At 35.9% G+C, this 23,150-nt stretch carries 23 protein-coding genes; 6 read left to right on the top strand and 17 right to left on the bottom strand.

Annotated elements, in window-relative coordinates:
* The first annotated feature begins 39 nt into the window (after window positions 1-39).
* Complete coding sequence (folP, locus tag F598_RS0106295) at window positions 40-867, top strand: dihydropteroate synthase (protein ID WP_019038182.1); 828 nt, start codon at window positions 40-42, stop codon at window positions 865-867.
* A 3-nt stretch (window positions 868-870) separates the two neighbouring features.
* The gene (gene cdaA / locus F598_RS0106290) at window positions 871-1,650 is read left to right on the top strand and encodes a diadenylate cyclase CdaA (RefSeq protein ID WP_019038181.1); all 780 of its coding nucleotides are present in this window, start codon (window positions 871-873) and stop codon (window positions 1,648-1,650) included.
* On the opposite strand, the gene F598_RS0106285 is transcribed toward cdaA, so the two are convergent.
* Entirely contained in the window at window positions 1,647-3,413 is a 1,767-nt protein-coding gene (locus F598_RS0106285; protein WP_019038180.1) for an ABC transporter ATP-binding protein, read from the bottom strand. The genes cdaA and F598_RS0106285 overlap by 4 nt on opposite strands.
* A complete protein-coding gene (gene truA / locus F598_RS0106280) occupies window positions 3,403-4,167 on the bottom strand; it encodes a tRNA pseudouridine(38-40) synthase TruA (RefSeq protein WP_033408520.1) in 765 nt (254 codons plus the stop codon). The genes F598_RS0106285 and truA overlap by 11 nt, the downstream gene beginning before the upstream one ends.
* Before the next feature lie 80 nt (window positions 4,168-4,247).
* Here truA and F598_RS0106275 point away from each other — a divergent pair, with 80 nt between their 5' ends.
* Window positions 4,248-4,763, top strand: a complete 516-nt coding sequence (locus F598_RS0106275; protein ID WP_019038178.1) for a metallophosphoesterase family protein — start codon at window positions 4,248-4,250, stop codon at window positions 4,761-4,763.
* A 385-nt stretch (window positions 4,764-5,148) separates the two neighbouring features.
* Here F598_RS0106275 and F598_RS0106270 read toward each other — a convergent pair whose 3' ends face one another.
* On the bottom strand, window positions 5,149-5,559 hold the full coding sequence (locus F598_RS0106270; RefSeq protein ID WP_019038177.1) for a DUF4293 domain-containing protein: 411 nt from the start codon (window positions 5,557-5,559) through the stop codon (window positions 5,149-5,151).
* 174 nt (window positions 5,560-5,733) lie between these two features.
* On the opposite strand from F598_RS0106270, the gene rho reads away from it, so the two are divergent.
* Together rho and F598_RS0106260 are read left to right on the top strand one after the other, a co-directional pair.
* Complete coding sequence (gene rho / locus F598_RS0106265) at window positions 5,734-7,506, top strand: transcription termination factor Rho (RefSeq protein WP_019038176.1); 1,773 nt, start codon at window positions 5,734-5,736, stop codon at window positions 7,504-7,506.
* A gap of 176 nt (window positions 7,507-7,682) precedes the next feature.
* Window positions 7,683-8,492, top strand: coding sequence for a helix-turn-helix domain-containing protein (locus tag F598_RS0106260; protein ID WP_019038175.1), 810 nt, complete (start codon window positions 7,683-7,685; stop codon window positions 8,490-8,492).
* Between the two features lie 295 nt (window positions 8,493-8,787).
* Here F598_RS0106260 and F598_RS0106250 read toward each other — a convergent pair whose 3' ends face one another.
* From F598_RS0106250 to F598_RS0106215, 7 genes are all read right to left on the bottom strand, one after another.
* The gene (locus F598_RS0106250) at window positions 8,788-9,384 is read right to left on the bottom strand and encodes a hypothetical protein (RefSeq protein WP_019038173.1); all 597 of its coding nucleotides are present in this window, start codon (window positions 9,382-9,384) and stop codon (window positions 8,788-8,790) included.
* A gap of 162 nt (window positions 9,385-9,546) precedes the next feature.
* Window positions 9,547-10,008 (bottom strand): hypothetical protein, encoded by a 462-nt coding sequence (locus F598_RS0106245; protein WP_019038172.1) that lies wholly within the window; start codon window positions 10,006-10,008, stop codon window positions 9,547-9,549.
* Between the two features lie 12 nt (window positions 10,009-10,020).
* Entirely contained in the window at window positions 10,021-11,034 is a 1,014-nt protein-coding gene (locus tag F598_RS0106240; RefSeq protein ID WP_157594967.1) for a hypothetical protein, read from the bottom strand.
* A 117-nt stretch (window positions 11,035-11,151) separates the two neighbouring features.
* Window positions 11,152-11,634 (bottom strand): hypothetical protein, encoded by a 483-nt coding sequence (locus tag F598_RS0106235; RefSeq protein WP_026302552.1) that lies wholly within the window; start codon window positions 11,632-11,634, stop codon window positions 11,152-11,154.
* On the bottom strand, window positions 11,631-12,146 hold the full coding sequence (locus tag F598_RS0106230) for a hypothetical protein (RefSeq protein WP_019038169.1): 516 nt from the start codon (window positions 12,144-12,146) through the stop codon (window positions 11,631-11,633). The genes F598_RS0106235 and F598_RS0106230 overlap by 4 nt, the downstream gene beginning before the upstream one ends.
* Window positions 12,147-13,047: 901 nt before the next feature.
* The gene (locus F598_RS14460) at window positions 13,048-13,209 is read right to left on the bottom strand and encodes a hypothetical protein (protein WP_157594966.1); all 162 of its coding nucleotides are present in this window, start codon (window positions 13,207-13,209) and stop codon (window positions 13,048-13,050) included.
* Between the two features lie 169 nt (window positions 13,210-13,378).
* A complete protein-coding gene (locus tag F598_RS0106215) occupies window positions 13,379-14,452 on the bottom strand; it encodes a transporter substrate-binding domain-containing protein (protein WP_245539758.1) in 1,074 nt (357 codons plus the stop codon).
* Window positions 14,453-14,650: 198 nt separating this feature from the next.
* Between F598_RS0106215 and F598_RS0106210 the strand changes: the two genes are divergently transcribed.
* A complete protein-coding gene (locus tag F598_RS0106210; RefSeq protein ID WP_019038165.1) occupies window positions 14,651-15,085 on the top strand; it encodes a 3D domain-containing protein in 435 nt (144 codons plus the stop codon).
* 85 nt (window positions 15,086-15,170) lie between these two features.
* Here the strand turns inward: F598_RS0106210 and F598_RS0106205 are convergent, their stop codons facing one another.
* From F598_RS0106205 to nadC, 7 genes are all read right to left on the bottom strand, one after another.
* Window positions 15,171-16,664 carry a SulP family inorganic anion transporter gene (locus tag F598_RS0106205; protein ID WP_019038164.1) on the bottom strand — a complete coding sequence of 498 codons (1,494 nt, stop codon included), beginning with the start codon at window positions 16,662-16,664 and terminating at the stop codon, window positions 15,171-15,173.
* A gap of 192 nt (window positions 16,665-16,856) precedes the next feature.
* Entirely contained in the window at window positions 16,857-17,801 is a 945-nt protein-coding gene (locus tag F598_RS0106200) for a hydrogen peroxide-inducible genes activator (RefSeq protein ID WP_019038163.1), read from the bottom strand.
* A gap of 81 nt (window positions 17,802-17,882) precedes the next feature.
* Window positions 17,883-20,345, bottom strand: a complete 2,463-nt coding sequence (priA, locus tag F598_RS0106195) for a replication restart helicase PriA (protein WP_019038162.1) — start codon at window positions 20,343-20,345, stop codon at window positions 17,883-17,885.
* A gap of 19 nt (window positions 20,346-20,364) precedes the next feature.
* On the bottom strand, window positions 20,365-20,790 hold the full coding sequence (locus tag F598_RS0106190; protein WP_019038161.1) for a DUF2147 domain-containing protein: 426 nt from the start codon (window positions 20,788-20,790) through the stop codon (window positions 20,365-20,367).
* Window positions 20,791-20,793: 3 nt separating this feature from the next.
* A complete protein-coding gene (locus tag F598_RS0106185; protein ID WP_019038160.1) occupies window positions 20,794-21,354 on the bottom strand; it encodes a chalcone isomerase family protein in 561 nt (186 codons plus the stop codon).
* A 3-nt stretch (window positions 21,355-21,357) separates the two neighbouring features.
* Window positions 21,358-22,284: a YihY/virulence factor BrkB family protein gene (locus F598_RS0106180; protein ID WP_019038159.1), complete on the bottom strand. Its 927-nt coding sequence runs from the start codon at window positions 22,282-22,284 to the stop codon at window positions 21,358-21,360.
* A gap of 1 nt (window position 22,285) precedes the next feature.
* Window positions 22,286-23,143: a carboxylating nicotinate-nucleotide diphosphorylase gene (gene nadC, locus F598_RS0106175; RefSeq protein WP_019038158.1), complete on the bottom strand. Its 858-nt coding sequence runs from the start codon at window positions 23,141-23,143 to the stop codon at window positions 22,286-22,288.
* Between the last annotated feature and the right edge of the window lie 7 nt (window positions 23,144-23,150).

Here is a 23,150-nt window from a genome sequence, read left to right as displayed (position 1 = left end):
TTCATTTGGTAAGTCTTTTTTAATTATAAATTTGTTAGCATGACAATAAACTGTAACGGACAACTTCTTGACCTTCATACTCCTAAAATAATGGGGGTTTTGAATTTAACTCCAGATTCCTTTTACGACGGTGGTAAATTCAAAAATGATAAGGAGGTGCTTAATCAAGTAGAAAAGAACATAAAGGATGGTATGGATATTCTAGATATTGGTGCCTATAGTTCTCGACCTGGGGCAGATGATATAAGTGAAGAAGAGGAATTAAAACGCCAGCAGTCTATTTTAAAAACCATCATAGATTCCTTTCCAGAGGTTATCATTTCTATTGATACCTTCAGAAGTAAAGTAGCAGAGGAAAGTATAAATTGCGGCGCTCATATCATAAATGATATTTCTGCTGGTCATCTGGATCTAAGCATGATGGATATAATTGCAAAACATCAGGTTCCATTCATTATGATGCACATGAAAGGGACACCTCAAACTATGAAGAGCCTTGCCAGCTACGATGATCTTATGAAAGAAGTAGTTTATTATTTTTCGGAACGCATCAGTATTGCTAGGTCCAAGGGCATCAATGATCTAATTATTGATCCAGGATTTGGCTTTGCAAAAACTATAAATCAAAACTTCGAATTGCTTAATCATTTAAAGTTTTTAAAACACTTAGATTTACCCATTCTTACTGGAATTTCCAGAAAATCGATGATCTATAAAACCTTAGAAATTACAGCGAAAGAAGCAATAAATGGCACCACTGCTTTGCACATGGCTTGTTTGATGAACGGTAGCTCCATCTTGAGAGTTCACGATGTATTAGAAGCTAAGCAATGCATTGAGCTCTATCAAAAACTAACTGAAAAATAATTTATGCTTGGACTTGATTTTTTAGAGTTTAGAATTTTAGACTTACTCGATATTTTATTGGTCGCCGTTTTACTCTATTATATTTACAAGCTCGTAAAAGGGTCTGCTGCGATCAACATTTTTATTGGTATAGTGATTATCTATCTCATCTGGAAACTGACGCAGCTTCTTCAAATGGAAATGTTGAGCAGTGTTCTTGGTGAATTCATAGGAGTGGGAATGTTTGCTTTAATTGTTGTGTTTCAACAGGAGATAAGAAAATTTTTACTCATGGTAGGCTCTACCAGTTTTAACGGAAAAAACAACTGGTTCCAACTCAATTTCTCAAATCGAGAAAACAAAACCCAAGATTATGTAGATACGATTGTAAGTGCCTGCAAAAAATTAGGCAGTACCAAAACTGGTGCTTTAATCGTCATCAAACGGAATACAAAACTTGAATTTGTTAAAAATACGGGTGATCACATGGATATCAAGGTGAACAGACCCATCATAGAGTCTATTTTTTACAAAAACAGCACCTTGCATGATGGTGCGATCGTGATAGAAGATGGAAGAATAACGGCTACCAGAGTCATTCTTCCAGTAAGTAATGATAGGGACATCCCCTTAAGGTTTGGACTAAGGCATAGGGCTGCCGTTGGAATAAGTGAAAAAACAGATGCTGTTGCCCTTGTTGTGAGTGAAGAGACTGGTCAAATATCTTACCTGAAAAACGGAGAGTTTAATATTTTTGATGATCTAGAAAAGTTGACTGAGCAGATCAAACAGGATTTGGACTAATTTACTTCTTCGTGTTGAAATTGTGCTTCGTAAAGTGTTCTATAGTAACCATCCGGTTGTTTTAGTAAGTCTGTATGTGTTCCCGTTTCGACTATTTTACCAGAGTCCATCACCAAAATTTTATCTGCATTTTTGATGGTAGCTAATCGGTGTGCAATGACGATTGAGGTTCTGTCTTTGGTTAATTTATCTGTTGCGTCTTGTATTAATCTTTCACTATAACTATCAACAGAAGAAGTTGCTTCATCCAGCACCAAAACGCTTGGATCTGATACGTAGGCCCTCAAAAAAGCTATGAGCTGCCGCTGACCTGAGGATAGCATCACCCCTCTTTCTTTTACATTATAATGATATGCCTTAGGAAGCGTTGAAATAAAGTCATGCACTCCTATTTCTTTTGCGGCACTAATCACTTGTTCCTCCGTAATCCCCTGTTTATTCAAGGTGATATTATTTAAAATGCTATCTGCAAAAAGAAATACATCTTGCAAAACCACTGCTATTTCACTCCGTAACGCAGCTAATTCGTAATTTTTAAGATCCTCACCATCTACTTTAATTATTCCAGATTTGATTTCATAAAATCGACTTAGTAAATTGATTACGGTACTTTTTCCAGCGCCGGTAGCTCCCACTATAGCGATAGTCTCTCCTGGCTGGACTTCAAATGAGATACCTTTTAGAATTTCTTCATCTGGTATGTAGTTAAATCTTACATTTTCGAACTCAATATGACCTTTTAGGCGTTCCGGAAGAATATGTCCTTTATTTTCAATATGTGAATCTGTATCGAGAATTTTAAATACTCTGTTGGCCGCTACCATACCCATCTGAAGCGAATTGAACTTATCTGCGATTTGACGTAATGGTCGGAATAGCATCTGAGCTAACTCTATAAACATCACTATAATACCCAAAGATAACGCGTCCGATTCTACCACTCTTAATCCACCAAACCAAACAATTAAACCAATAGTAATGGAGGTAGACATTTCGGCAATGGGAAAGAAAATAGCATTGTACCATACCGTTTTGATCCAGCCTTTCCTGTGTTTTTCATTAATATCTTTAAACCGATTATATTCTTCTTGCTCTCTATTGAAAATCTGAACGATTTTCATACCTGTGAGGTGTTCCTGCACATAAGAATTAAGGTTAGAAACCTGGGTTCTCACTTCTTCAAAAGCAATTTTCATTTTCTTTTGAAATACTCTTGTAGCATAGATTATAAAAGGTAAAACCGTAAGAACCAATAAAGTTAATTGCCAGCTTTGCCAAAACATAAATCCAAGAACAACAATCATTTTAAGCAAGTCGCTTATGATCATGAATAAGCCCTGGCTAAAAATACTGGCGATGGTTTCAATATCGCTCACAGCCCTTGTTACTAACCTGCCAACAGATGAATTATCAAAATACTGCATTTTAAAATTCATCATATGTTTGTACAACTTTACTCGGATATCTCGGATCACTTCCTGACCGAGCCAGTTGGCGTAAAAAATAAAACTGAATTGAAATATCACCTCAGAAATTAAGGCAATTAACATGGCACTTACATAGGTCACCAGGCTTTCAGCATCACTTGGCGTAATTCCTTCATCGATAGTGAGTCTCAATAGGTAAGGTCTCAATACGCCAAGCCCAGAAAGAACGATGGCCGCAAAGCCAACGAAATAAAATGTTCTTTTATAAGGATTGGTAAACTTTAAAAGTCGTTTAAAGAGTTTAGTATCAAATGCGTTTCCGGTGTTATTTCCCATGTTCAGAATTCTCAAGCATCAAATTTGGATACTCTATGTGTTTTAAAATCAAAGCTTGAGCTGGAACAGATTTACCTGCTCTAGATCTATCTTGCGCTAAAATGACCTGATCAAAATCTTCTACTGAAATTTTATGCAACCCAACTTCTATAAGAGTTCCTACTATCGCTCTCACCATATTTCGAAGAAAGCGATTCGCAGAGATTTCAAATACAAGATGGCGGTCTTCCTGTCTCCAAACTGCTTTTTGTATTTCGCAATCAAATGTATAAACATCGGTTTTAACTTTGGAAAAAGATTTGAAATTTTTATGATTAAATAAGAGTTTAGAAGCACTCTGCATCGCTTCTATATCTAGTTTATTTTTGACAAAATAACTGCGGTTGATAGAAAATGGATCCTTGAATTGAACAATTGAATACTCGTAAGTTCTGGATAATGCATCGAAACGTGCATGGAAATCGTCTGCAACTCTCTGTAACTGATGTACAGCAATATCCAGAGGTAAAATACTATTGAGTTTGAAAATAATTTTTTTAGCATCTAGGATATGCTGGCTACTATCAAAGTGAGCAATATAACCTGAAGCGTGAACGCCAGTATCGGTTCTTCCTGCCCCTACTACTTCCACCGGCTCCTGCAAGGCAGTCTGCAAAGCGGTAGTGACTTGAGATTGAACTGTTATGCTATCCACCTGCTTCTGCCAGCCATGATATCGGGACCCTAAATAAGAAAGTTGTAGAATATACCGCATCTCAATTTTTAAAGTCACAAATATAATCATAGACAAAAGACCTATCCTTAAAGCATTCTTTATATTGCACAAAAAAGAAAATGGCTAAATCTATTCTACTGTTAAGCGACACACACAGCTACATAGACAATAAAATATTAGATTGGGCAAAAAAGGCCGATGAAGTATGGCATGCTGGTGATATTGGTGATCAAAGGGTTACCGATGCTATAAAAGCTATTAAACCACTAAGAGCAGTCTACGGAAATATAGACGGGCATGAATTAAGGAGCGAGTTTCCGCTTAATCAACGCTTTAAGCTTGAAGGTGTAGACGTATGGATAACGCATATTGGCGGCTACCCTAACCGCTACAGCCGAGAGGTGAAAGAAGAGATAAAGCGTCATCCTCCTCAATTGTTTATCAGTGGTCACTCTCATATTCTCAAGGTCATGAATGATAAGAATCTAGGCCTTCTACATATGAATCCTGGAGCCGTGGGCGTACATGGCTTTCATCAAAAGCGAACTATGCTAAGGTTTAACTTAGAAGATGGAAATATTAAAAATCTGGAGGTCATAGATTTTGGGAAACGAGGGCAAAAGAGTAATTCTTAATTTTGAATTTAAAATTTGAATTTTTAATTACGAATTATTAATTGAAGTTCTGATTTAAAGGTCAAAGATTTCTCGTCGCTCGTCCCTCGTTCTGTCGAAATGACAAGATTCTTTTGCCTGAGGGTATTTCTCTCTAGAAAAACAAGCGTGTTGCCTCAACTTCAGACGAACTGGGAGCAGGTTTAAGTCATGACCCTTCAAATTACCTCCCCCAAGAGTTCCTTTCAATAAGGGAACTTTAAGGTGGTAAGCTTACTTTTTCAAAAATTCTAAAGGCAACGCAAACAAAATCAGAAGAGAATAAAACAATACCTCTACAATAAAACACAAAAAACCCCGAATGGCTTCGGGGTTTTAATGCACTAACATTACTAAGATTTCAGGTTTAGCGCAATCGATCCACAGATTTTACAAGATCTTCGTCCTTTTTGATGGCCTTATTGGCCAGAGCAATAAAAACGATAGAAATGATTGGAAGAAGCATCCCAATACCCTTCTCTGAGATATCCATCTCTCCAGGTAAGCTTAGTGTCCAATATGCGAAAACACCTACTAAAACAAAGTTCAATATGATATTAATTCGTCCTAAGACAAATTGACGTTTTCTTTTTTTGAATGAAATTAAACTGATGAACGATAATAAAACTGAGACTAAAAACAAAGATATGGCTACAGGTTGAGATAATGCAAATATTTCTACATTTTCTGAGGTAAACCACAGCGGTAAATAAAAGCTAAGCACCCCATTTAACAAAATGGCGATGAGCAGGTATAAACTTTGTATTCTCTGTATCATTATTTTCAATCGAATTACAAGGCAAAAATAATAGAATATTTAAGAATTCATATTTATAAATAAAATAAAGTTGTATAATTGCAATGTCTCCGGACTTACGCATACTTAAGCGTTTACAAATCATCAACTTAAATTCGAATCTCCCTCGAAACTATTTAATTTCAAAAAATATCAATGTTAGAAATTATTGAACTCAAGTCTAGAAAGCTTTCAGACTTACAAGAAATTGCAAAAGAACTTAAAGTCCCAAAATTTAGAAGTTTAAAAAAATTAGACCTTATCTATCAAATTTTGGATTACCAGGCGGCTAATCCTGAAAAGATGAAAGAAATTTTGAACAATGAGAAGGATGCTAAATCATCCTCCAAGCCCACTCAAAATAAGACGTCGTCATCTGAGTCTAATGCAAAATCGGTTTCTAAAGATCAAAGTAAAGAAGACCATTCTTCAAAAAAACCTAGAAAGAGAGTTCAAAAAGGAGAGGCTAAAAAAGCTCCTCAAAATCCATTTGAAGCAAGCGACAACTCTAAAAACGAAGGACAACAGAAAAATCAGGAGAACTCAAAACCAAACCCTAAATCTCCTACATCATCTTCTAAGTCCAATGCTTCTTCGAAACCTGAGAAAGAAGAAAAACCTTCTAATCCTCAACATAAAAATAAAGAGGCTAAGGAGAAAAAACACACGCCTCAAAACAAACAAAGAGATCATTCGCAAAAGAATAATCCTAATCAAAAACAACAGAACTCTAAGTCTAGAAACGATAATAAATCCAACGATAAAAACGGGAATAAGGACAATCGTAACAAATACAAGGATCCAGACTTCGAATTTGATTCAATCATTGAAAGTGAGGGTGTCCTTGATTTAATGCAGGATGGTTACGGCTTCCTAAGATCTTCAGATTACAACTATTTATCTTCTCCAGATGATATTTATTTGTCTCAATCTCAAATTCGTTTATTTGGCTTAAAAACAGGTGATACAGTTCTAGGTGAAGTAAGACCTCCAAAAGAAGGCGAAAAGTATTTTCCTTTAATTAAAATTAAAAAAATAAATGGTCTCGATCCTAAGATCGTTAGAGACCGTGTGTCATTTGAACACTTGACGCCACTTTTCCCTCAGGAAAAATTCAAATTGGCAGAAAAGCAAAGTACAATTTCTACACGAATTATAGATTTATTCTCACCTATTGGAAAGGGACAACGTGGTATGATCGTTTCTCAACCCAAAACTGGTAAAACGATGTTACTTAAAGACATTGCTAACGCCATTGCAGCCAATCATCCTGAAGTATACCAAATTGTACTTTTGATTGACGAAAGACCTGAAGAGGTAACCGATATGCAACGTAATGTAAGAGGTGAAGTGGTCGCGTCTACTTTTGATAAAGAAGCCCACGAGCATGTACGTGTAGCTAATCTTGTGATCGATAAAGCTAAGCGTCTTGTAGAATGTGGACATGATGTGGTCATCTTACTCGATTCTATCACCAGATTGGCCAGAGCCTACAATACCGTACAACCTTCTAGTGGTAAAGTATTGAGTGGTGGCGTAGATGCCAACGCTTTGCATAAACCGAAGCGATTCTTTGGGGCTGCCCGTAATATCGAAAACGGTGGATCACTCTCAATTATTGCCACAGCTCTAACCGATACCGGTTCTAAGATGGATGAAGTGATCTTTGAAGAATTTAAGGGAACAGGTAATATGGAATTACAGTTGGATAGAAAAATTGCTAACCGTCGTATTTTCCCTGCAATTGATCTTAATTCCTCAAGCACACGAAGAGACGACTTGCTGTTGGGCGATGATCAAATCCAGAAAATGTGGATCATGAGAAAGTACCTGGCCGATATGAACCCTATTGAAGCGATAGAATTCCTCAACCAACGTATCAAAGACACCAAGTCCAACGAAGAGTTTTTGATGTCGATGAACGGATAATTTATCTTAAAAAACAAAAAGTAAATCCCTAAATGAAAAAACTCATTTAGGGATTTTTTCATTTAAATACTCAGGCTTTTATAGATTTCTGTCGAAAATCATAACCGTTAGTATTTGTCGGAAATTTACAATCCGAACTTGTCTATAAGAGCTATTTTGCTGTCAAATTCAGCATAATGGAATTTATTAATGATGTTAATTTCGAACACTCATTTTTTAAAGACATAATTAGGATTAATTACAAAGCTGATATGCCATTACAGTGTATTAACGACTATGGCTATAGCTACATTATGTTACGTTTTGGGGATCTTGAAGCTTATGATTATCAGAATAATTTGGTTCCTGTCCCAAAAATCTTTGTGAAAGGCACTGGAGATTATTTCAATATCAAAGCGTATAAAAACACTACCTGGATTTCAATTGAGTTACCCACTCATAGCTTTCATAACATCACCAAGCTTATTGCTAAGAACTATAGAAATAAATTGATTGATTTATACGACTATGTGGATGCATCTATTTTGGATGAGCTTTACAACGAAATACATGGAAATCAAACTATTGAAAGCCTAACACAAACACTGGATAAATACCTCCATAAATTTTACAGCAGCTGGAACTTAAATTTGAATTCTACGTTGATTGTAGATTATATCTACAGACAAAAAGGAATTCTACCAGTATCCATGCTCAGTGAGAAGTTTCCTTACGGAGAGCGCAGTATAGAACGTATGTTCAATACTGAAGTAGGATCTACCCCCTACCGGTTTATTTGTTTAATCAGGTTCAACTTTATCATTCGTGAGCTGGAAAAACAAAATTACATAAGCATGGAGGAATTGATTGAAAGATACAATTATTACGATCTCTCTCATTTTGAAAAAGACTTCAAAAAGTTTCTAGGTCAAAGCATCAATAGTTATAAAAATGACTTTAATCCTTTGTTATCTCAGGCCTTACAAAGAGAATACAGTAAGTTTTAATTTGAATAACAGAAATTATTAATAAATGGATACGCATTGAAAAACAGATCATCCTATTGGCTTTAAAAATTAAGAGCCTCTATCTTTTTTCAATTAAAACCGTCATAACTGGCGGTTTTTTTTTATTTATTGAAAAAAAACACCAGCATGATGCTGGTGCTTATAATGATTCAAGCTTGAATCGTGCAATATCTAGAAATCCCGATTATGATTGATAGAAAGATTTTTAGGTCAAATCAACACCTTTCTGACCCAGAAATTGACGATAGTATTTTATTTTTTTACTTTAAGAGAATTACTTACAGGAGTTATAAGCTTTCACCAGCTTAAGCAAATCATCTTGCTGATCTAAAGCAGGAAGAGTTTGAGCCTGCTCATCATCTTCTGTGGCCTGGAGCAGACGTCCTGTCATCGCACTTAGGCTAAACCCACCCTCTGGGGCTAATTCTACTCCTCCACCAGTAAACTGATGACCGTTTAAGGTGTAGGGCGAAAAGGTCATGGCTACATCCCCAATATGGCTTTGTACCCATTTGTACTTGGGGTTTAAGCTTATTCTATTGAACTTAAAAGGAGTTTCGTAACCCAATTGACTTTCCTGATTGGTTAGGCTATAGCTTACCGGCATGGTGAAAGACAGCCAGGTGACGTTGAGGAATCCCTGTAAAAAGTAGGTAAAAGGTTCTCGAGCATCTCTTCCATTGGAATCATAAAAAATAGAATTGGCCGATAGCCCGCCGTTGACCCGCAAAGGGCTGTTTCTAATCTTATCCAGAGTACGACTACCAATATTCTCAAGGTCTTGTCCTCGAGCAGACAAAGTTGCCAGGAGAAAAAACAACAGGAAAAAGCATAAAAAGTTAGGATGAAAGGATGGTTGTTTTGGTGGCAAAAAGTTAGATTTAAAGTTTTATCAAATAGATGGGATGATTTAAGTGCTTAGAGCATAAAGATAATTGTTTTTAATTCATTTTGATTTGTTTCTCATCTATCTTTTTGCTCTTTTTGTTATGTTCAAAAGGCCACTAGTGCTAGCGGGATGAGACTTCCTAAATCAGCTTTTTACTGCTTCTTGAAAATGTTGTTTAAAGGATTCTAACAACTCAAAATACTTTGATAATATCTCTTTGAAGTCTTCTAAAGATGTAGCTATTGGAGAGTTATATTTCACTCTTTCTTTAAACTCTGGATCAATTTGTTCTGATAGTGTCACCAAATTTCCTTTGTAGAAATTATGATTTTCTCCTTCTTTCCAAACTAAATATCCAAAACCTGTAATCCCACTTTTAAAGCCTATAAAAAAACGTACGGTGTAATCTTCAAAAATGGTTTCTTTCAAAAACGTTCTATCTTTTGCTACGTATTTAAAGTCAGAATCAAAGGATTTAATGATAGGGGCTACTTCTTTATTATTGAGGTTAGCATTATTATCAAAATCACAATATCTCTCACATAGCTTCGCGTACTCCTTATCTAGTTCTATTTCCTGAAGTATTTTTAAAATAAGCTTTTTCATAAAACTACTCGTTTAAATATTTGATTTTATATCCACACCCTTGCTTGTATTGAAGTCGCTCAACACTTGCTGAAACTCAGAACTTGATTCAAAAAAGGATTTATTTGAAGTCGGTATCTCTAAGAAATAATCTCCATTTAGTGTAGTACCTGAAGGGAACTTACTTGAGTTCAATTCAGCTCCTTTAGGATATTTCGTTACTAATTCATTCAAATAAATCCTAAATGTATTAGGCTGTATTTCACTGAGTGTAGTCGCCTTTCTTGAAATTATCTCTCCAGCTTTTCCCCCTGAAGGAGGTATATAAGTATCTAATCGCTTTCCTGGTTTTCCGTCAACTCCTCTTAGAACTACTTCGACAAAATCATCAGTATACTTAAGTCTTCCTTTCTTATTAAAATCGTTACCTCTTTTAAAGAGTGCCTGTATTTCTGGCCAGGTAGGCTTAACCTTCTGAAACATCTGGATAGCATCCAGTGCTGCATCTGGATCGGCTAATGCATCAATATTCCGCCTTAAAGTCTCATCTACACCAGCTTCATCCAAGAATCGCCACGCCTCTACCAACTCAGGATTTAACAAAAAAAGCTCTAAAACATTAGTCTCAGCCTCTGCAAAGTCATCCAGAAATTTCTTACCTTCATCGGGAAGGGATTTAATTTTATCTAATAATTGATTTAAATTATCTTGCAGGGCATCCGTTGCTTCAGCAACATCCTTAAATTTCAATCTCTCTTTAGCCCTGCCCATCTTTAGTATCAGGTCTTCGGCGATTTCAGGGAGTTTTAAGACTAATTTTCCTGAGAAGAAAATAGAACTGGCTGTCCGAACCGTTCCTTTGGAATAAATATGCCTTCGTTTACCCCAATCTGTATTTTCATTAGTGGCTTCTTCCCAGGCTGAAGTTGAATTGCCGGAGGCTTCTTCTAGCAAAGTTTCGCCTAGCATAGAGGATGTAGCCAACAAGAAAACAAAAAGAATTTTTAGTGAATTAAGTTGATTGATATGAAGTTGTTTTGGTGACAAAAATTGGTTTTAAAGGTTGATGAGTTAAATTAGACAAGCTTTATATTTAGAGATTTTATTCAATTTTTTGTTTAGTTTATCTTTTTTACTCTTTTTGTAAATAACAGGATAAACGCATTATCGAAGGATAATTTTTTTAATTTTTTCAATACCAACTGGCATAGGCAAATCATATTCACTTTTACTTCTTTCTTCCCATATACTTTCAATTTCAGGAAGTCCAATCATTCCTATACAGTAATCTACTCCATATTGGTCAATTGATTTAATAAAATTAGAGTCTTGAATAAAAGTATGAGTAGTCAATCCAAGTGCATTTTCTTTTTCAAAAAAATTATACACGTTCATTTCTTCCCCTTGAAAAGAGGCTTTTGTTGTAACTTTATATGCATTGTTTATTTCACTAATTCGAATGTCTTTCACAAAAGACTCTTCTTTATCATCTAATCTAAATCCTTTTAGTGGTTTGAATTTTTTTGAGTATGATATTTGTTTGATTTTTTCAATATCAGGATTTGAAATACCATGTCCATAAAAACCATTTATTTCCATTTCGACACCATTCAAAAGAGTGTATGTTCCATTTCTAATATTCATCATGGTACGGCTATGAATTTATTTTGATTAACATTAAATATTGCTCTTAATGTTTCTGTTCCATCCGAAGTTATTTCCCATAATTCAGCTCCATCAATTGGAGTATTGTAAGGTGTTTGCCATTCAGGAACTCCTAATTTACCATTGCTCCCTCCAGTAAAGCCATTCCCTGTGTATGGTACTTTACCATCTACAGAAGGTAATTTAGGTACAGATGCGTCTGTTGTAGATGTCTTATATCTTATAACACCAAAACTTCCATCACTTAATTTAAAAGGCTTAATTCCATTATTTAATGCATAATCAAGTCTCATACCATAATAAACATCTTCAAATGTTGAAAGATGTTTTGCATCTTTAGCGGTAGTTACAAATCCACTTATTTGATTGTAAGTACCGTCTAAATATTTTTTAATATCGGCTTTAGGTATAACTTTTTGTAAAATTGTATTACCATCAGGCAGTGGAATAGAGTTCCTGATAGCATTTATATTGGCTTGTTCCAAAGGTGTCATTACATCATACCTCTTTTATTGTAGTAATTTAAAATCATCAATACTTAAACCTTGCTTACTAGCTAAAGAATCTATATTGTCCGAAAAACCGTTCAATGAGTTAACAAATGATTTTCCGAATTTTATATTCCACCCCGAATTAGCCACTTCACAAACCCTATTGCCTTTATTTTCAATTGAAAAAAAAGTGTCGTTTGCACTTAAATTGAAGCTTGACAAAAAGCTTAATGCAATTAATAGGAATATTTTAAATGACTTACTCACTGGCAACAAAGATACATTATCGAGTTCGTTTTTCTTTTCAATTGAAGAAAAAACAACTCGATTTTTAACTGGGGTTTGTGGAGCGTAGCGGAACAAGGCACAGATAAAAATGAGTATCCAAGCGCAGTAAAATCTTGATTAGAATGATGCATTTTATTTGCGCGCGGAAGGCGAAGAACTAAATTAACTAAGGGGTTTAAGTGCGTAAACACAGGAAAAACAGCCTTGAGCCAAAGCGAAGCATTTCAGCGAGCCGCCAGTGAGTGGAGCAAGGGTGGTACAAAAAGAGCCTTGATAAAGGCGTTTTGTAGCTATGTGTGAAGTGGAGCGAAGTGTTTTTTTATTTTTTAATACAAAAATAACGGAGCGCAACGCAACTTACACAAGGGCATCCTTACTGCCGTAGGCTAAATAATCAAATTGCCCGTAGCCAGCTGCGACCCGCAGGCGAGCAAAATTATTGGTGGCGGTGGATTGTTTGCGATAGGGAGCTTGTCGGAATATGGCAAACAAGACAAAGTAGCCACCTATGAACGAAGAACACAGCGTGTGTAAAAAAGCAAATGAATGGAATACTGCTTGATAAAGCTGTATGAAAGGAATGGTAAAAACAAGGGTGCGTAATGCAATGGAGCATTTATTTTGCCCTTGTTTTTATGCTTTTTGGAACTAAGTGAGTACCGTAGAGAATACCGCTTAAAAATGCTTTGGGCTCACCCCAAAGTTCGCCATGACCGCTATAAGTAGCTGTTTCTCCGCTTCTTCCACCACCAGAATGAATAGTATCTATTTTAATCATTTTTTTTTTTTCAAATAATTTACTATCCTTTACAAAACTATTTGCAGATCTAATTGTTATCAAAAAAAAATAAAAAATATGACAGATACTGCTTGTAGGATAGTAAGGACAATTCGCAATTGCCCTAGTCTTCTTTGCTTTTTAGTCATAGGTTAGATGTAAATAAACACTATTGATATTTCTCTAACAATTTACTCCACTCCATAATTTTTAAAGTACTTACAAGGATAGGATCAATTTGAGATAATAAATTAGACTCTTTAGGAAAAGTGTAACTGTAGTAATCTTTTTTTAGAGTTCTGGGAAGTATTTCAATCTTATCTGAAAGTTCTCTTTGTTGTATTTCATAGCTTATGATAGGTTCGTCGTATACAAAAACATCCGTTTCCTTATCCAGCAACTGTTGAACGCCAGCTTTTTCGTCAAAAACACTCTGTGATTCAATACCGTAAAGCTCCAGTAATTCTTCTGCACTGGAATTGGCTACCGTGGTCGTTTTAAACTTACTTAAATCCTCAACAGATGTAATGCTATTATTGATGTTTTGAACCGTTAAGGCAGAAGCAATACCAGCCGTTAAACTTGATATCATAATGATAGCTGCAAACATCCAGACCAGTCCGACAATCCGACCTCCCGTGGTTCGTGGAGATTTGTCTCCATAACCTACCGTTGTCATGGTTACAGCGCTCCACCAAAATCCTTCTTTGATACCACTCAAACCCTTTCCTCCAAATTCTTCTTTGTTTTTTCGTCTTTCAAATAACCAAACCAGCACTCCAAATATGAATATGACTGTGATCAAAATCAGAACTGCAGAAATAAAATTCCAGCTCCAAAGGTTTTTGATAAAAGTCCAGGTTTGGTTTTCGGTTCGTTTAGCAATGGCTGTTTTAGAAATAAAATAAGGTTGCGAAAAATCTAAACGTTTCATCCGGCTATCGGTCACGGTTACTGGGTTGATACTGAAATCCACTTCGCCCTTCTCTACTCCTTCCAATAAAGCTTTCAAGGACTCGTATTGAATATACTCATAAGACATTTGCAAGTCTTTATTGACTAACTCCCAGGAGGAAATACTCAAGCCCGATAAAGACCCTTTATCTTCCATAACAAAAGGAGGCGTGATGAATACGCCAATTTTTAAGTCTTTAGAAGCAGTTGATAATGAATCCTGTTGTGCAGATGTACTAAAAGATGTGATTATGAAAATAAGTAAGCAAAAGCGAAAAAAAAGCATCATGATAATTAATTTTAAAAGTCGACAATTCTATTCATGCGAATGAAATGTAGCATACCCATTAGTTATAAAAAGTCAAGCTAACACAAATACATCGACTTAGCAACTCATATCTAAAACTAATTGAAAACTGAAAAAGGCTTATGATGGCATTAACTAAGTTAGTCTACAATAATAGCTATATTGAAGGAAAAGATGTTTATGATAAATTGTAAGAAATTTTTAGTAGTCTTTAGTGCTTTTGCGCTTTTAATTTACGGATGTAAAAACACTAAAGAAGACGATTACAATGTAAAAATTGAAGTGACAGCGACAGCTTACAATTCGGTTGAAAGCCAGACTAAAAAAGGTAATATCGGACTTGCAGCCTGGGGAGATACACTAGTTCCAGGCGAAAAAGCTATTGCTGTTTCCCGTGATCTTATTAAAATGGGACTAAGTCATAACGATAGCGTCAAAATAGAAGGCCTCGAAGGCAACTATATTGTCAAGGATAAAATGAATAAACGCTGGGAGAAGAAAATAGATGTATACATGGGTCTTGACGAAGAAGCAGCTAAAGAATGGGGTAAAAAAAGCGTAACTATTCAATACCACGAAGAAGATACTACTAAAGTTAACAAGCTAAGTAGATAGTCGATTCAAATTAGCTCAAAGTAAGAGTTTAAAATCGTTAAGTTCAACTCAGATTTTAGTAGAAAGTAAGACTTGGATCCTGCTCTTAAAGAATATTGACCTCAATTAATTTATCTGCTTTTACCAATAGAGCTTTTGAGTCAGTTGTTAAATTTTGGAGATAAACTTTCTTATTTACTTTTTGATAACGCTCGGTGATCTTATTAAGCGCTTCAATGGCAGACATATCCACTACTCGACTCTCTTTAAAATCAATGATAATTTCTTGAGGATCATTCATCACATCAAACTTATCTGCAAATACTGTAGTAGAACCAAAAAACAAAGGTCCGTAAATTTCATAGTGTTTGGCTCCGTTTTCATCAACTCGCTTTCTAGCTCTAATGCGCTTAGCATTATCCCAGGCAAACACCAGAGCGGCGATGATAACACCTACCAAAACAGCTAAAGCTAAGTTGTGGAGTATGATGGTCACCAAAGTAACCAGTACCATCACTAGAACGTCAGATTTTGGCATTCGTCTAAAGGTTTTTAAACTTGCCCATTCAAAGGTTCCAATCGCCACCATGATCATAAGGCCTGTAAGGGCGGCCATGGGCATTTGTTCTATAATACCAGACCCAAACATAATAAAGGCCAGTAAAGCTACCGCAGCAACGATACCAGACAATCTCGCCCTAGCACCGTTGGAAATATTAATTAAACTCTGTCCTAACATGGCGCATCCACCCATTCCAGAAAAGAAACCAGAAATAATGTTGGCGCTCCCCTGTGCAATAGCTTCCCGGTTACCATTACCTCTCGTTTCGGTAATCTCGTCCACAATATTTAAGGTAAGAAGACTTTCAATTAGTCCAACACCAGCAATAATGGCTGAATAAGGCAGTATAATTAAAAAGGCTTCAAATGTAAAAGGAAAGTCTGGAATATGGAAAGGTGGAAATCCACCACTAATACTGGCCAGATCCCCAACTGTATTGGTTGTGATATCTCCAAAATAAACAATTGCAAAAACTACTAAAATCGCCACCAGAGACGCTGGAACCGCTCTCGTCAGTTTTGGTAATAACCAGATGATGAGCATCGTTAAGACTACCAAACCTAAAATGATAAACAAATTACTTCCCGTTAACCAGGCTCCGGAAGCATCTTTAAACTGATCTAACTGAGACATAAAAATGATAATCGCAAGACCATTCACAAATCCAAAAATGACAGGATGTGGCACAAGTCGCATGAGTTTACCCAGCTTAAGCAAACCTGCTGCAGCCTGTAATAACCCAGCCAGTATAACGGCTGCAAAAATATATTCGACCCCAAATTCCATTGAAAGACTCACAAGTACAACGGCCACAGCACCTGTGGCTCCAGAAATCATTCCTGGACGTCCACCAAAAATAGAGGTGACGAGTGCCATAACAAACGAGGCATACAAACCAGTGAGAGGGGATAGACCTGCAATAAAAGAAAAGGCAATAGATTCTGGTATAAGGGCTAAAGCAACTGTTAAGCCGGATAAAACTTCAATTTTATAATCGACTTTTTGTTTAAAATCAAATAGGTTAATCAGCTTTTTCATCTGTATATTTTAATGATATGTACCTTCAGCGTTTAAACGATACCTAAATAATGATGTATCACTAACACAATTATCAAAAGTGATCGCCTTTTTAAAAAAATTGCAAATTTAGGCTTTTAAAACAGATTAAAAAGAGGATTAAGCTTTAAATTAATTATGCTGAATTGCACTTAACTTTGAAGTAATCAGTCATTAATGATTATTCAACGGACTTATAATCTGAATGTCCTGAAATTGAATAGCTGCTTTCACTATAGAACTGATAGAATCATGTAGCGCTTTTATGATATGCGATTTCAATTCATTTTGATGATGGACAATGCTTATTTCTCTTGAAGGATAAGGCTTTTTGAAGAATTTGACATGCTCTTGTTTTTCAGATTTTAAATCTAAGGTATGTAGATAAGGTAGTAAAGTCATACCTAAGCCTTCATCTGAAAGTTTGATTAGGGTCTCAAAACTTCCGCTTTCCAGATAAAATTTCTTTTGATCAGGATGATTTTGAACACTTTTACAAAGATTAAGAATATTGTCTTTAAAACAGTGCCCGTCCTCAAGAAGTAAAACTTCATCTACATCCAAATCATCTGAAACAAGCTCTTTTTGCTGAAATAATCTGTGTTGTGGAGGAATATATGCCATAAATGGCTCGTAATATAAGGGCCTCTCTATTATTTTTTCATCGGCTAAAGGAGTGGCGGCAATCCCGGCATCTAGATGTCCCTCCTTAAGCTTTTCAATAATTACCTCTGTATGTAATTCTTCAATTTTGAGATTGATTTTTGGATACTTTTTGATGAAATTATTTAAAAACATCGGCAGCAAGGTTGGCATTACCGTTGGGATAATTCCTAATTTGAACTCTCCACCTACGAAGCCTTTTTGCTGATCTACAATATCCTGAATTCTAACACTTTCATTAACTATATTTTTAGCCTGCTCTATAATCTTTTCACCAACGGGAGTGAGTTTAATCGGCTTTTTTGTTCTATCAAAAATCTTGACGTTTAACTCCTCTTCCAATTTTTGAACCTGCATACTAAGTGTAGGCTGAGTCACAAACACCTTTTCTGAAGCTTTCGTAAAGTTTTTGTATTCTGCTACAGCAAGTACGTAATTAAGTTGAGTTATAGTCATCTCAGTTATTTTTGATAAAAATACAAACTAATATAAAACTACATTCTACTATCTAGCTATATTATATTATAGATCTAAATACTAATATGGGTCGACGTTTGCCTGAACCTTAATGGATCTAAATTGAGCGATCGATTTAAATTTATCTATCCCAGATTTAACATAAGACTTGGTCTTAGAAAGGGACTGTTCTGGAGGTATCTTAATCAAGATATTTTTATGATATTCATTTCTTATCCTAGAAATAGCAGGAAACTCCGGGCCTAGAACATTGGCTTTAAAAATTTGTCTGTAAAATAAGGCCAACCAATCTGAAGCTTCATTCATCTTATTTAAATCTCTAGACCTAAAAGTAATTTTTATCATCCTGAATAAAGGAGGGTACTTAAAATGCCTTCTCTGATCAAGCTGCTCCTTGAACATTTCATCATAGCTATTGGTGGTAACTTGTTGTAAAATTCTATGGTAAGGATTATAAGTTTGAATGAGAACTTGACCCTGTTCCTCTGTACGCCCTGCTCTGCCAGCCACCTGTACCAACAGCTGAAAACTTTTCTCGTGAGCTCTGAAATCTGGGAAATTCAACAAACTATCAGCATTCATAACTCCTACAAGCTTTACATGCCTAAAATCTAAACCCTTAGTAAGCATCTGCGTGCCAACTAAAATATCAATCTCTCGGTTTTCAAAAGAGGAGATGAGTTTTTCATAAGCATATTTTCCTCGTGTCGTATCCAAATCCATACGCTTAATCACTTTATCTTCGAATAAAGCATTTAGTTCTGTTTCAATTTGTTCTGTACCAAATCCTTTTGTGGTCACATCTGTGGAACCACAGGCCATACATTTAGTTTGCATAGCAATATGATAGCCGCAGTAGTGACATCGTAGACTATTATTATGTTTATGGTAAGTCAAGCTTACATCGCAATTTGGACATTGCGGAGCATGTCCACAGGTATTGCACTCTAGAATGGGAGAATATCCCCTTCTGTTCTGAAACAGAATGATTTGCTGTCCTTCTTTTAAGGTAGATTCTATTGCTTTTAAGAGCGTTTCAGAAAAATGACCAGTCATTTTTTGCTTTCGCTGCTGATCCTTCAAATCTACTAACTCCACTTTTGGTGGTACGACATTCCCGAAGCGTTTGGATAATTTCGCAAAAGCATATTTTTCTTGTTTGACGTTGTAAAAACTTTCTAAGCTTGGGGTCGCTGTCCCAAGTAGGGTTTTAGCACCAAAAATAGAAGCTAGCACTATAGCAGTATCTCTGGCATGGTATCTCGGCGCAGGGTCAAATTGTTTAAAACTTGTTTCATGAGATTCATCTACGACAACAAGTCCTAGATTTTTAAAAGGCAGGAACACTGAAGACCTGGCTCCTATTACAATTTTGCCCTTGGTACGATTCAGTAAATGCCTGTATACTTCTACTCTTTCGTTTACCGAATATTTGCTATGATAGACTAATACTTCATCACCAAAATAATCTTGTAATCTTTTAATTAATTGAGTGGTTAGTGCAATTTCCGGCAACAGATATAAAACCTGCTCCCCTTTTTTTATGGCCGTTTCAATTAGCTTAATATAGACTTCAGTTTTTCCCGATGAAGTGACGCCTTGTAATAAACAAACGTGTAATTCTTCAAATCCCTGTTGAATTTGGGATAAGGCGGCTTCTTGATATTCATTAAGCTGAATTTCTGAATCAATCGCCTCCGCATGATGTTCTACTCGATCTTTTTTGATATAATATTCTTCCAGTATAGATTTGTCTATCAAGGATTTAACCACAGATGCAGACACTCCTGCCTTTTCTTTCAAAAGTTTTTTAGAAATGGGCTTTTGAGTTTTAGCTTTGAAATTGAAGAATTGTAATAAGGCTTCTTTTTGTTTTTTTGCTTTTTCAAGCTGATTTAATAATGTAGGTAAATCAGCTTCAGAAGAGTACTGATCTGCCAATCTTAAGTATTTTTGAAGCTTTGGCTTATATTGCTTATTCAGTTCCTGGTTAACTAAAATATAAGATTTTTCTGCCATTGCGTTGATCACGGGGAAGATGGTTTTCTTATCTAGAATAGAAATGATCTCACCAATCTTAAGTAAACTTTGTTTTTGAAGCGCTTGTAATATCAAGTATTCCTGATCACTTAAGGTTTCAATATCATCTATTAGATCAAGATTAAAATCTGGATGAGGTTCAACAACGGTTTCACTTTCGATTAGAAGCGCACTTGGCAGAGCAGATCTCAAAATTTCTCCCTCTGTACATAAGTAGTAGTTACTCATCCACTTCCAAAGTTTCAGTTGATGTGCCGTGATTGTAGGTTGATCTTCTAGTACCTCCTCTGTAGGCTTTGCATCATAGCGTAATGGCGGAGTCTGATGAATTTTAGCAACTATTGCTGTATAGACTTTTCTTTTCCCAAAAGGAACGGCTACTCGCATTCCTACTTTAAGCCTTCGTTGCTCTTCATCTGTAATAGAATAGGTGAACCTTTGTTCTAAAGGCAGGGGAACGATAACATCAATGAAGAATGGCATAAATTTAATTTCTAATCACTCAGTCGGTAACTCTTTTCCATTCTTGCGTCCTATACAAGAATGAAACATACCCTCTCACCATTAAGGTGTTAGGCTGGTCCTCATCAATCCAAATTTTAGCATCGTAGCTTTTTCCGTTTTCTGGATCCGTAATCGTTCCACCTGTATATTCTCCATCCTCTTCGGTAAGATTCCTCAGAATAACCATACCTTCAACTTTTTGATTCTTACGTTGTCCTTTACATTTTGTACAACGTACATCTCGTTTATCTTCTCTGAGTATTTTTTTTACTTTACCATAAAGTTTACCTTCCTCTTTGTAAATTTCTACAATAGATTTGGCAACACCAGAATCATCGTCAATCGTTTTCCATTCGCCTACAACGTCTTGGGCGTTTACAAGACTTCCACAAAGCAAGCCAAAATATAGTATAAATAATTTCATCGATTAAATATTAAGCATTCCTTCCTTTAAGTCCTTATCTGCAGGTTGGTCGCCAAACCAAATTCCAAAAAGAGCCTTTTTAAATTTGTAGCCCTCAATATGTCCGAGTTCTTTGTTGTTTTTGAACACCATTATCCCATCTGCTGGAGAATAAGCAATATCAAAAACGTCATTCTTATTTATTTCTTCAGAAAAAAAGGATTTGAATTTGTCAATTTTAACCCTTAACTCTTCAAGATGGCCTTTTGTTGAGTTTTCGAAGCCTTCTTCTACTGCAGAACTCATTTTATCACTTGAAATTAAACCAGAAACAATGTGTATTTTAATAACCATAGGAGAATCAGCATTCAAAACCTCTTTTCCACTAGAGAGTTTACTGGAGACATAAAGACCTCCGGCATAGAGATCCATCCAGAATTTTTCTCTTACGCCTGCTCCGTTAAGCCTTAGATTCTGATCCTTAATCTGGTAAGTTGCTGGAAGCTCAACCCCTGCGATTTTGGTTTGAGAAAAAGTAGATGTCAAAACGAAAAAAAGTAGTAATGTAAAACAAGTGGTCCTCATAAATTATGTTTTCAATTTTTGTTTAAGGTTGTAAATGGATCCATTCAATTCGAATCCAAGTAGGAGAATATTTGAATTTAACCAAATATATAACATGAGGATGAGGAGCGCTCCAATAGAACCATAAAGTTTGTTGTAAGCACTAAAATTTTCTACATAGATTGAGAATAAATACGTCGTTAAAATGATCAGGACCGTTGTAAAAAATGAACCTAACGAAAAAAAACGGGTTTTTCTACCTTCTTTAGTTCCAAAATAATACAGGGTCGAAATTCCTAAAACCAACACTAATATTAATATTGCAAAGCGACCATATTTTGCAAGCACGATAGAATCCCCAACCACTCCAAGACTTTTAAACTGATCTATGAGATACGAAAAATAGACAGTCGCAATAACTGCAATAAGCAATAAAAAGGCCACAATTATAGCGACTCCAACCGCTACAAAATATTGTCTGATGATAGAACGATTGATTTTGGTATGGAATGAAAATTCAAATCCAGTAAAGATAGCGTTGACCCCGTTTGACATTAGAAATACAGAAAGTAAAAACACAAAAGATAATAAACCAGCTCTTGGATTGTTGGCAATATCATAGAATATATCCTGAAAAAGTCCTGAAGTTTGTGGTGGTAGTAGCTCTTCTAAATAATTGAGTAGTTCCTGCTGAAAATCATCGATAAACCAAACAAAAGGTATCAGGTTTAAAATAAATAACAAAAAGGGGAAAATGGCCATAAAAAAGCTAAAAGCGATAGACCCTGCACGGGTAGAAAACGTGCCCTTAATAATTCCGCTGGTATACAAACTTAATAGATCGTAAAGCGTAAAGCCTTCTAAGCCTGGAAGATTTAATTGATTCGACCAATACGCTATACGACTTACAACTGGAATTTTTTTAAGAGTATCGCTAATTTCTTTGGCCATTTTACATAGCTTTTAAACTCAGGTCCAGGTTATGCACCGAATGAATCAAAGCTCCGCTGGAAATAAAGTCCACGCCACACTTAGCATAGTCTTCTACATTCTCGAGGGTTATCCCACCACTGGATTCTGTCAAGCATCTATTATCAATAAGTTTGACAGCGCTTTTAGTATCCTCGAAACTAAAGTTATCAAGTAAGATTCGATATACCCCATCAGATTTCAAAATCTCTTCTACTTCTGAAAGTGATCTGGCTTCTACAATAATTTTGAGGTCCAAATCATTAGTTTTCAGGTAAGCTAATGTCTTATCGATGGCTTTTGTGATGCCTCCAGCAAAATCAATATGATTATCTTTCAACATGATCATATCATAGAGTGCAAACCTATGGTTTTCACCACCACCTATTTTTACAGCCTGTTTTTCTAGGGCCCTAAATCCAGGAGTAGTTTTACGCGTATCTAGAATTTTAGTTTTGTAGGAGGATAGAAGTTTTGAAAATTCAGAAGTTTTAGTGGCTATGGCACTCATACGTTGCATAGCGTTTAAGACCAGTCGTTCTGCTTTCAATATGGATTGACTCGGCCCTGATACATAAAAAGCGATATCTCCATACTGCATCTCATCGCCATCTTTCATCTGTTCCTCCATCTTAAGCGAAGGATCCACAAAAGCAAAAACCTGCTTAGCAAATTCAACCCCTGCTAGTATGCCTTTGTCTTTTACAAGCAATTTGGCTTTACCAGTTGCATCTTTAGGAATGCAAGCCAAACTCGAGTGGTCACCGTCGCCAATATCTTCTCGGATTGCATTTTTGATGATAAGCTGGATTTCTTCGTCCAATTGCTTTTGACTAATCATTGGGTTC

It is taken from the genome of Psychroflexus tropicus DSM 15496 (assembly GCF_000378765.1).
Taxonomy (GTDB): domain Bacteria; phylum Bacteroidota; class Bacteroidia; order Flavobacteriales; family Flavobacteriaceae; genus Psychroflexus; species Psychroflexus tropicus.
Note: the sequence above shows the minus strand (reverse complement) of the source record. Positions and strands in the feature narration are given on the sequence as shown.

Bases quoted from the DNA above. Each gene is read 5' to 3' on its own strand.
- cdaA (WP_019038181.1), top strand. From the start codon at position 871: ATGCTTGGACTTGATTTTTTAGAGTTTAGAATTTTAGACTTACTCGAT.
- rho (WP_019038176.1), top strand. From the start codon at position 5,734: ATGTTAGAAATTATTGAACTCAAGTCTAGAAAGCTTTCAGACTTACAA.
- F598_RS0106180 (WP_019038159.1), bottom strand. From the start codon at position 22,284: ATGGCCAAAGAAATTAGCGATACTCTTAAAAAAATTCCAGTTGTAAGT.
- F598_RS0106245 (WP_019038172.1), bottom strand. From the start codon at position 10,008: ATGAAAAAGCTTATTTTAAAAATACTTCAGGAAATAGAACTAGATAAG.
- nadC (WP_019038158.1), bottom strand. From the start codon at position 23,143: ATGATTAGTCAAAAGCAATTGGACGAAGAAATCCAGCTTATCATCAAA.
- F598_RS0106270 (WP_019038177.1), bottom strand. From the start codon at position 5,559: ATGATACAGAGAATACAAAGTTTATACCTGCTCATCGCCATTTTGTTA.
- F598_RS0106230 (WP_019038169.1), bottom strand. From the start codon at position 12,146: ATGACACCTTTGGAACAAGCCAATATAAATGCTATCAGGAACTCTATT.
- F598_RS0106215 (WP_245539758.1), bottom strand. From the start codon at position 14,452: ATGATGCTTTTTTTTCGCTTTTGCTTACTTATTTTCATAATCACATCT.
- F598_RS14460 (WP_157594966.1), bottom strand. From the start codon at position 13,209: ATGATTAAAATAGATACTATTCATTCTGGTGGTGGAAGAAGCGGAGAA.
- folP (WP_019038182.1), top strand. From the start codon at position 40: ATGACAATAAACTGTAACGGACAACTTCTTGACCTTCATACTCCTAAA.
- F598_RS0106185 (WP_019038160.1), bottom strand. From the start codon at position 21,354: ATGAGGACCACTTGTTTTACATTACTACTTTTTTTCGTTTTGACATCT.
- F598_RS0106210 (WP_019038165.1), top strand. From the start codon at position 14,651: ATGATAAATTGTAAGAAATTTTTAGTAGTCTTTAGTGCTTTTGCGCTT.
- F598_RS0106285 (WP_019038180.1), bottom strand. From the start codon at position 3,413: ATGGGAAATAACACCGGAAACGCATTTGATACTAAACTCTTTAAACGA.
- truA (WP_033408520.1), bottom strand. From the start codon at position 4,167: ATGCGGTATATTCTACAACTTTCTTATTTAGGGTCCCGATATCATGGC.
- priA (WP_019038162.1), bottom strand. From the start codon at position 20,345: ATGCCATTCTTCATTGATGTTATCGTTCCCCTGCCTTTAGAACAAAGG.
- F598_RS0106205 (WP_019038164.1), bottom strand. From the start codon at position 16,664: ATGAAAAAGCTGATTAACCTATTTGATTTTAAACAAAAAGTCGATTAT.
- F598_RS0106200 (WP_019038163.1), bottom strand. From the start codon at position 17,801: ATGACTATAACTCAACTTAATTACGTACTTGCTGTAGCAGAATACAAA.
- F598_RS0106275 (WP_019038178.1), top strand. From the start codon at position 4,248: ATGGCTAAATCTATTCTACTGTTAAGCGACACACACAGCTACATAGAC.
- F598_RS0106235 (WP_026302552.1), bottom strand. From the start codon at position 11,634: ATGATGAATATTAGAAATGGAACATACACTCTTTTGAATGGTGTCGAA.
- F598_RS0106190 (WP_019038161.1), bottom strand. From the start codon at position 20,790: ATGAAATTATTTATACTATATTTTGGCTTGCTTTGTGGAAGTCTTGTA.
- F598_RS0106260 (WP_019038175.1), top strand. From the start codon at position 7,683: ATGGAATTTATTAATGATGTTAATTTCGAACACTCATTTTTTAAAGAC.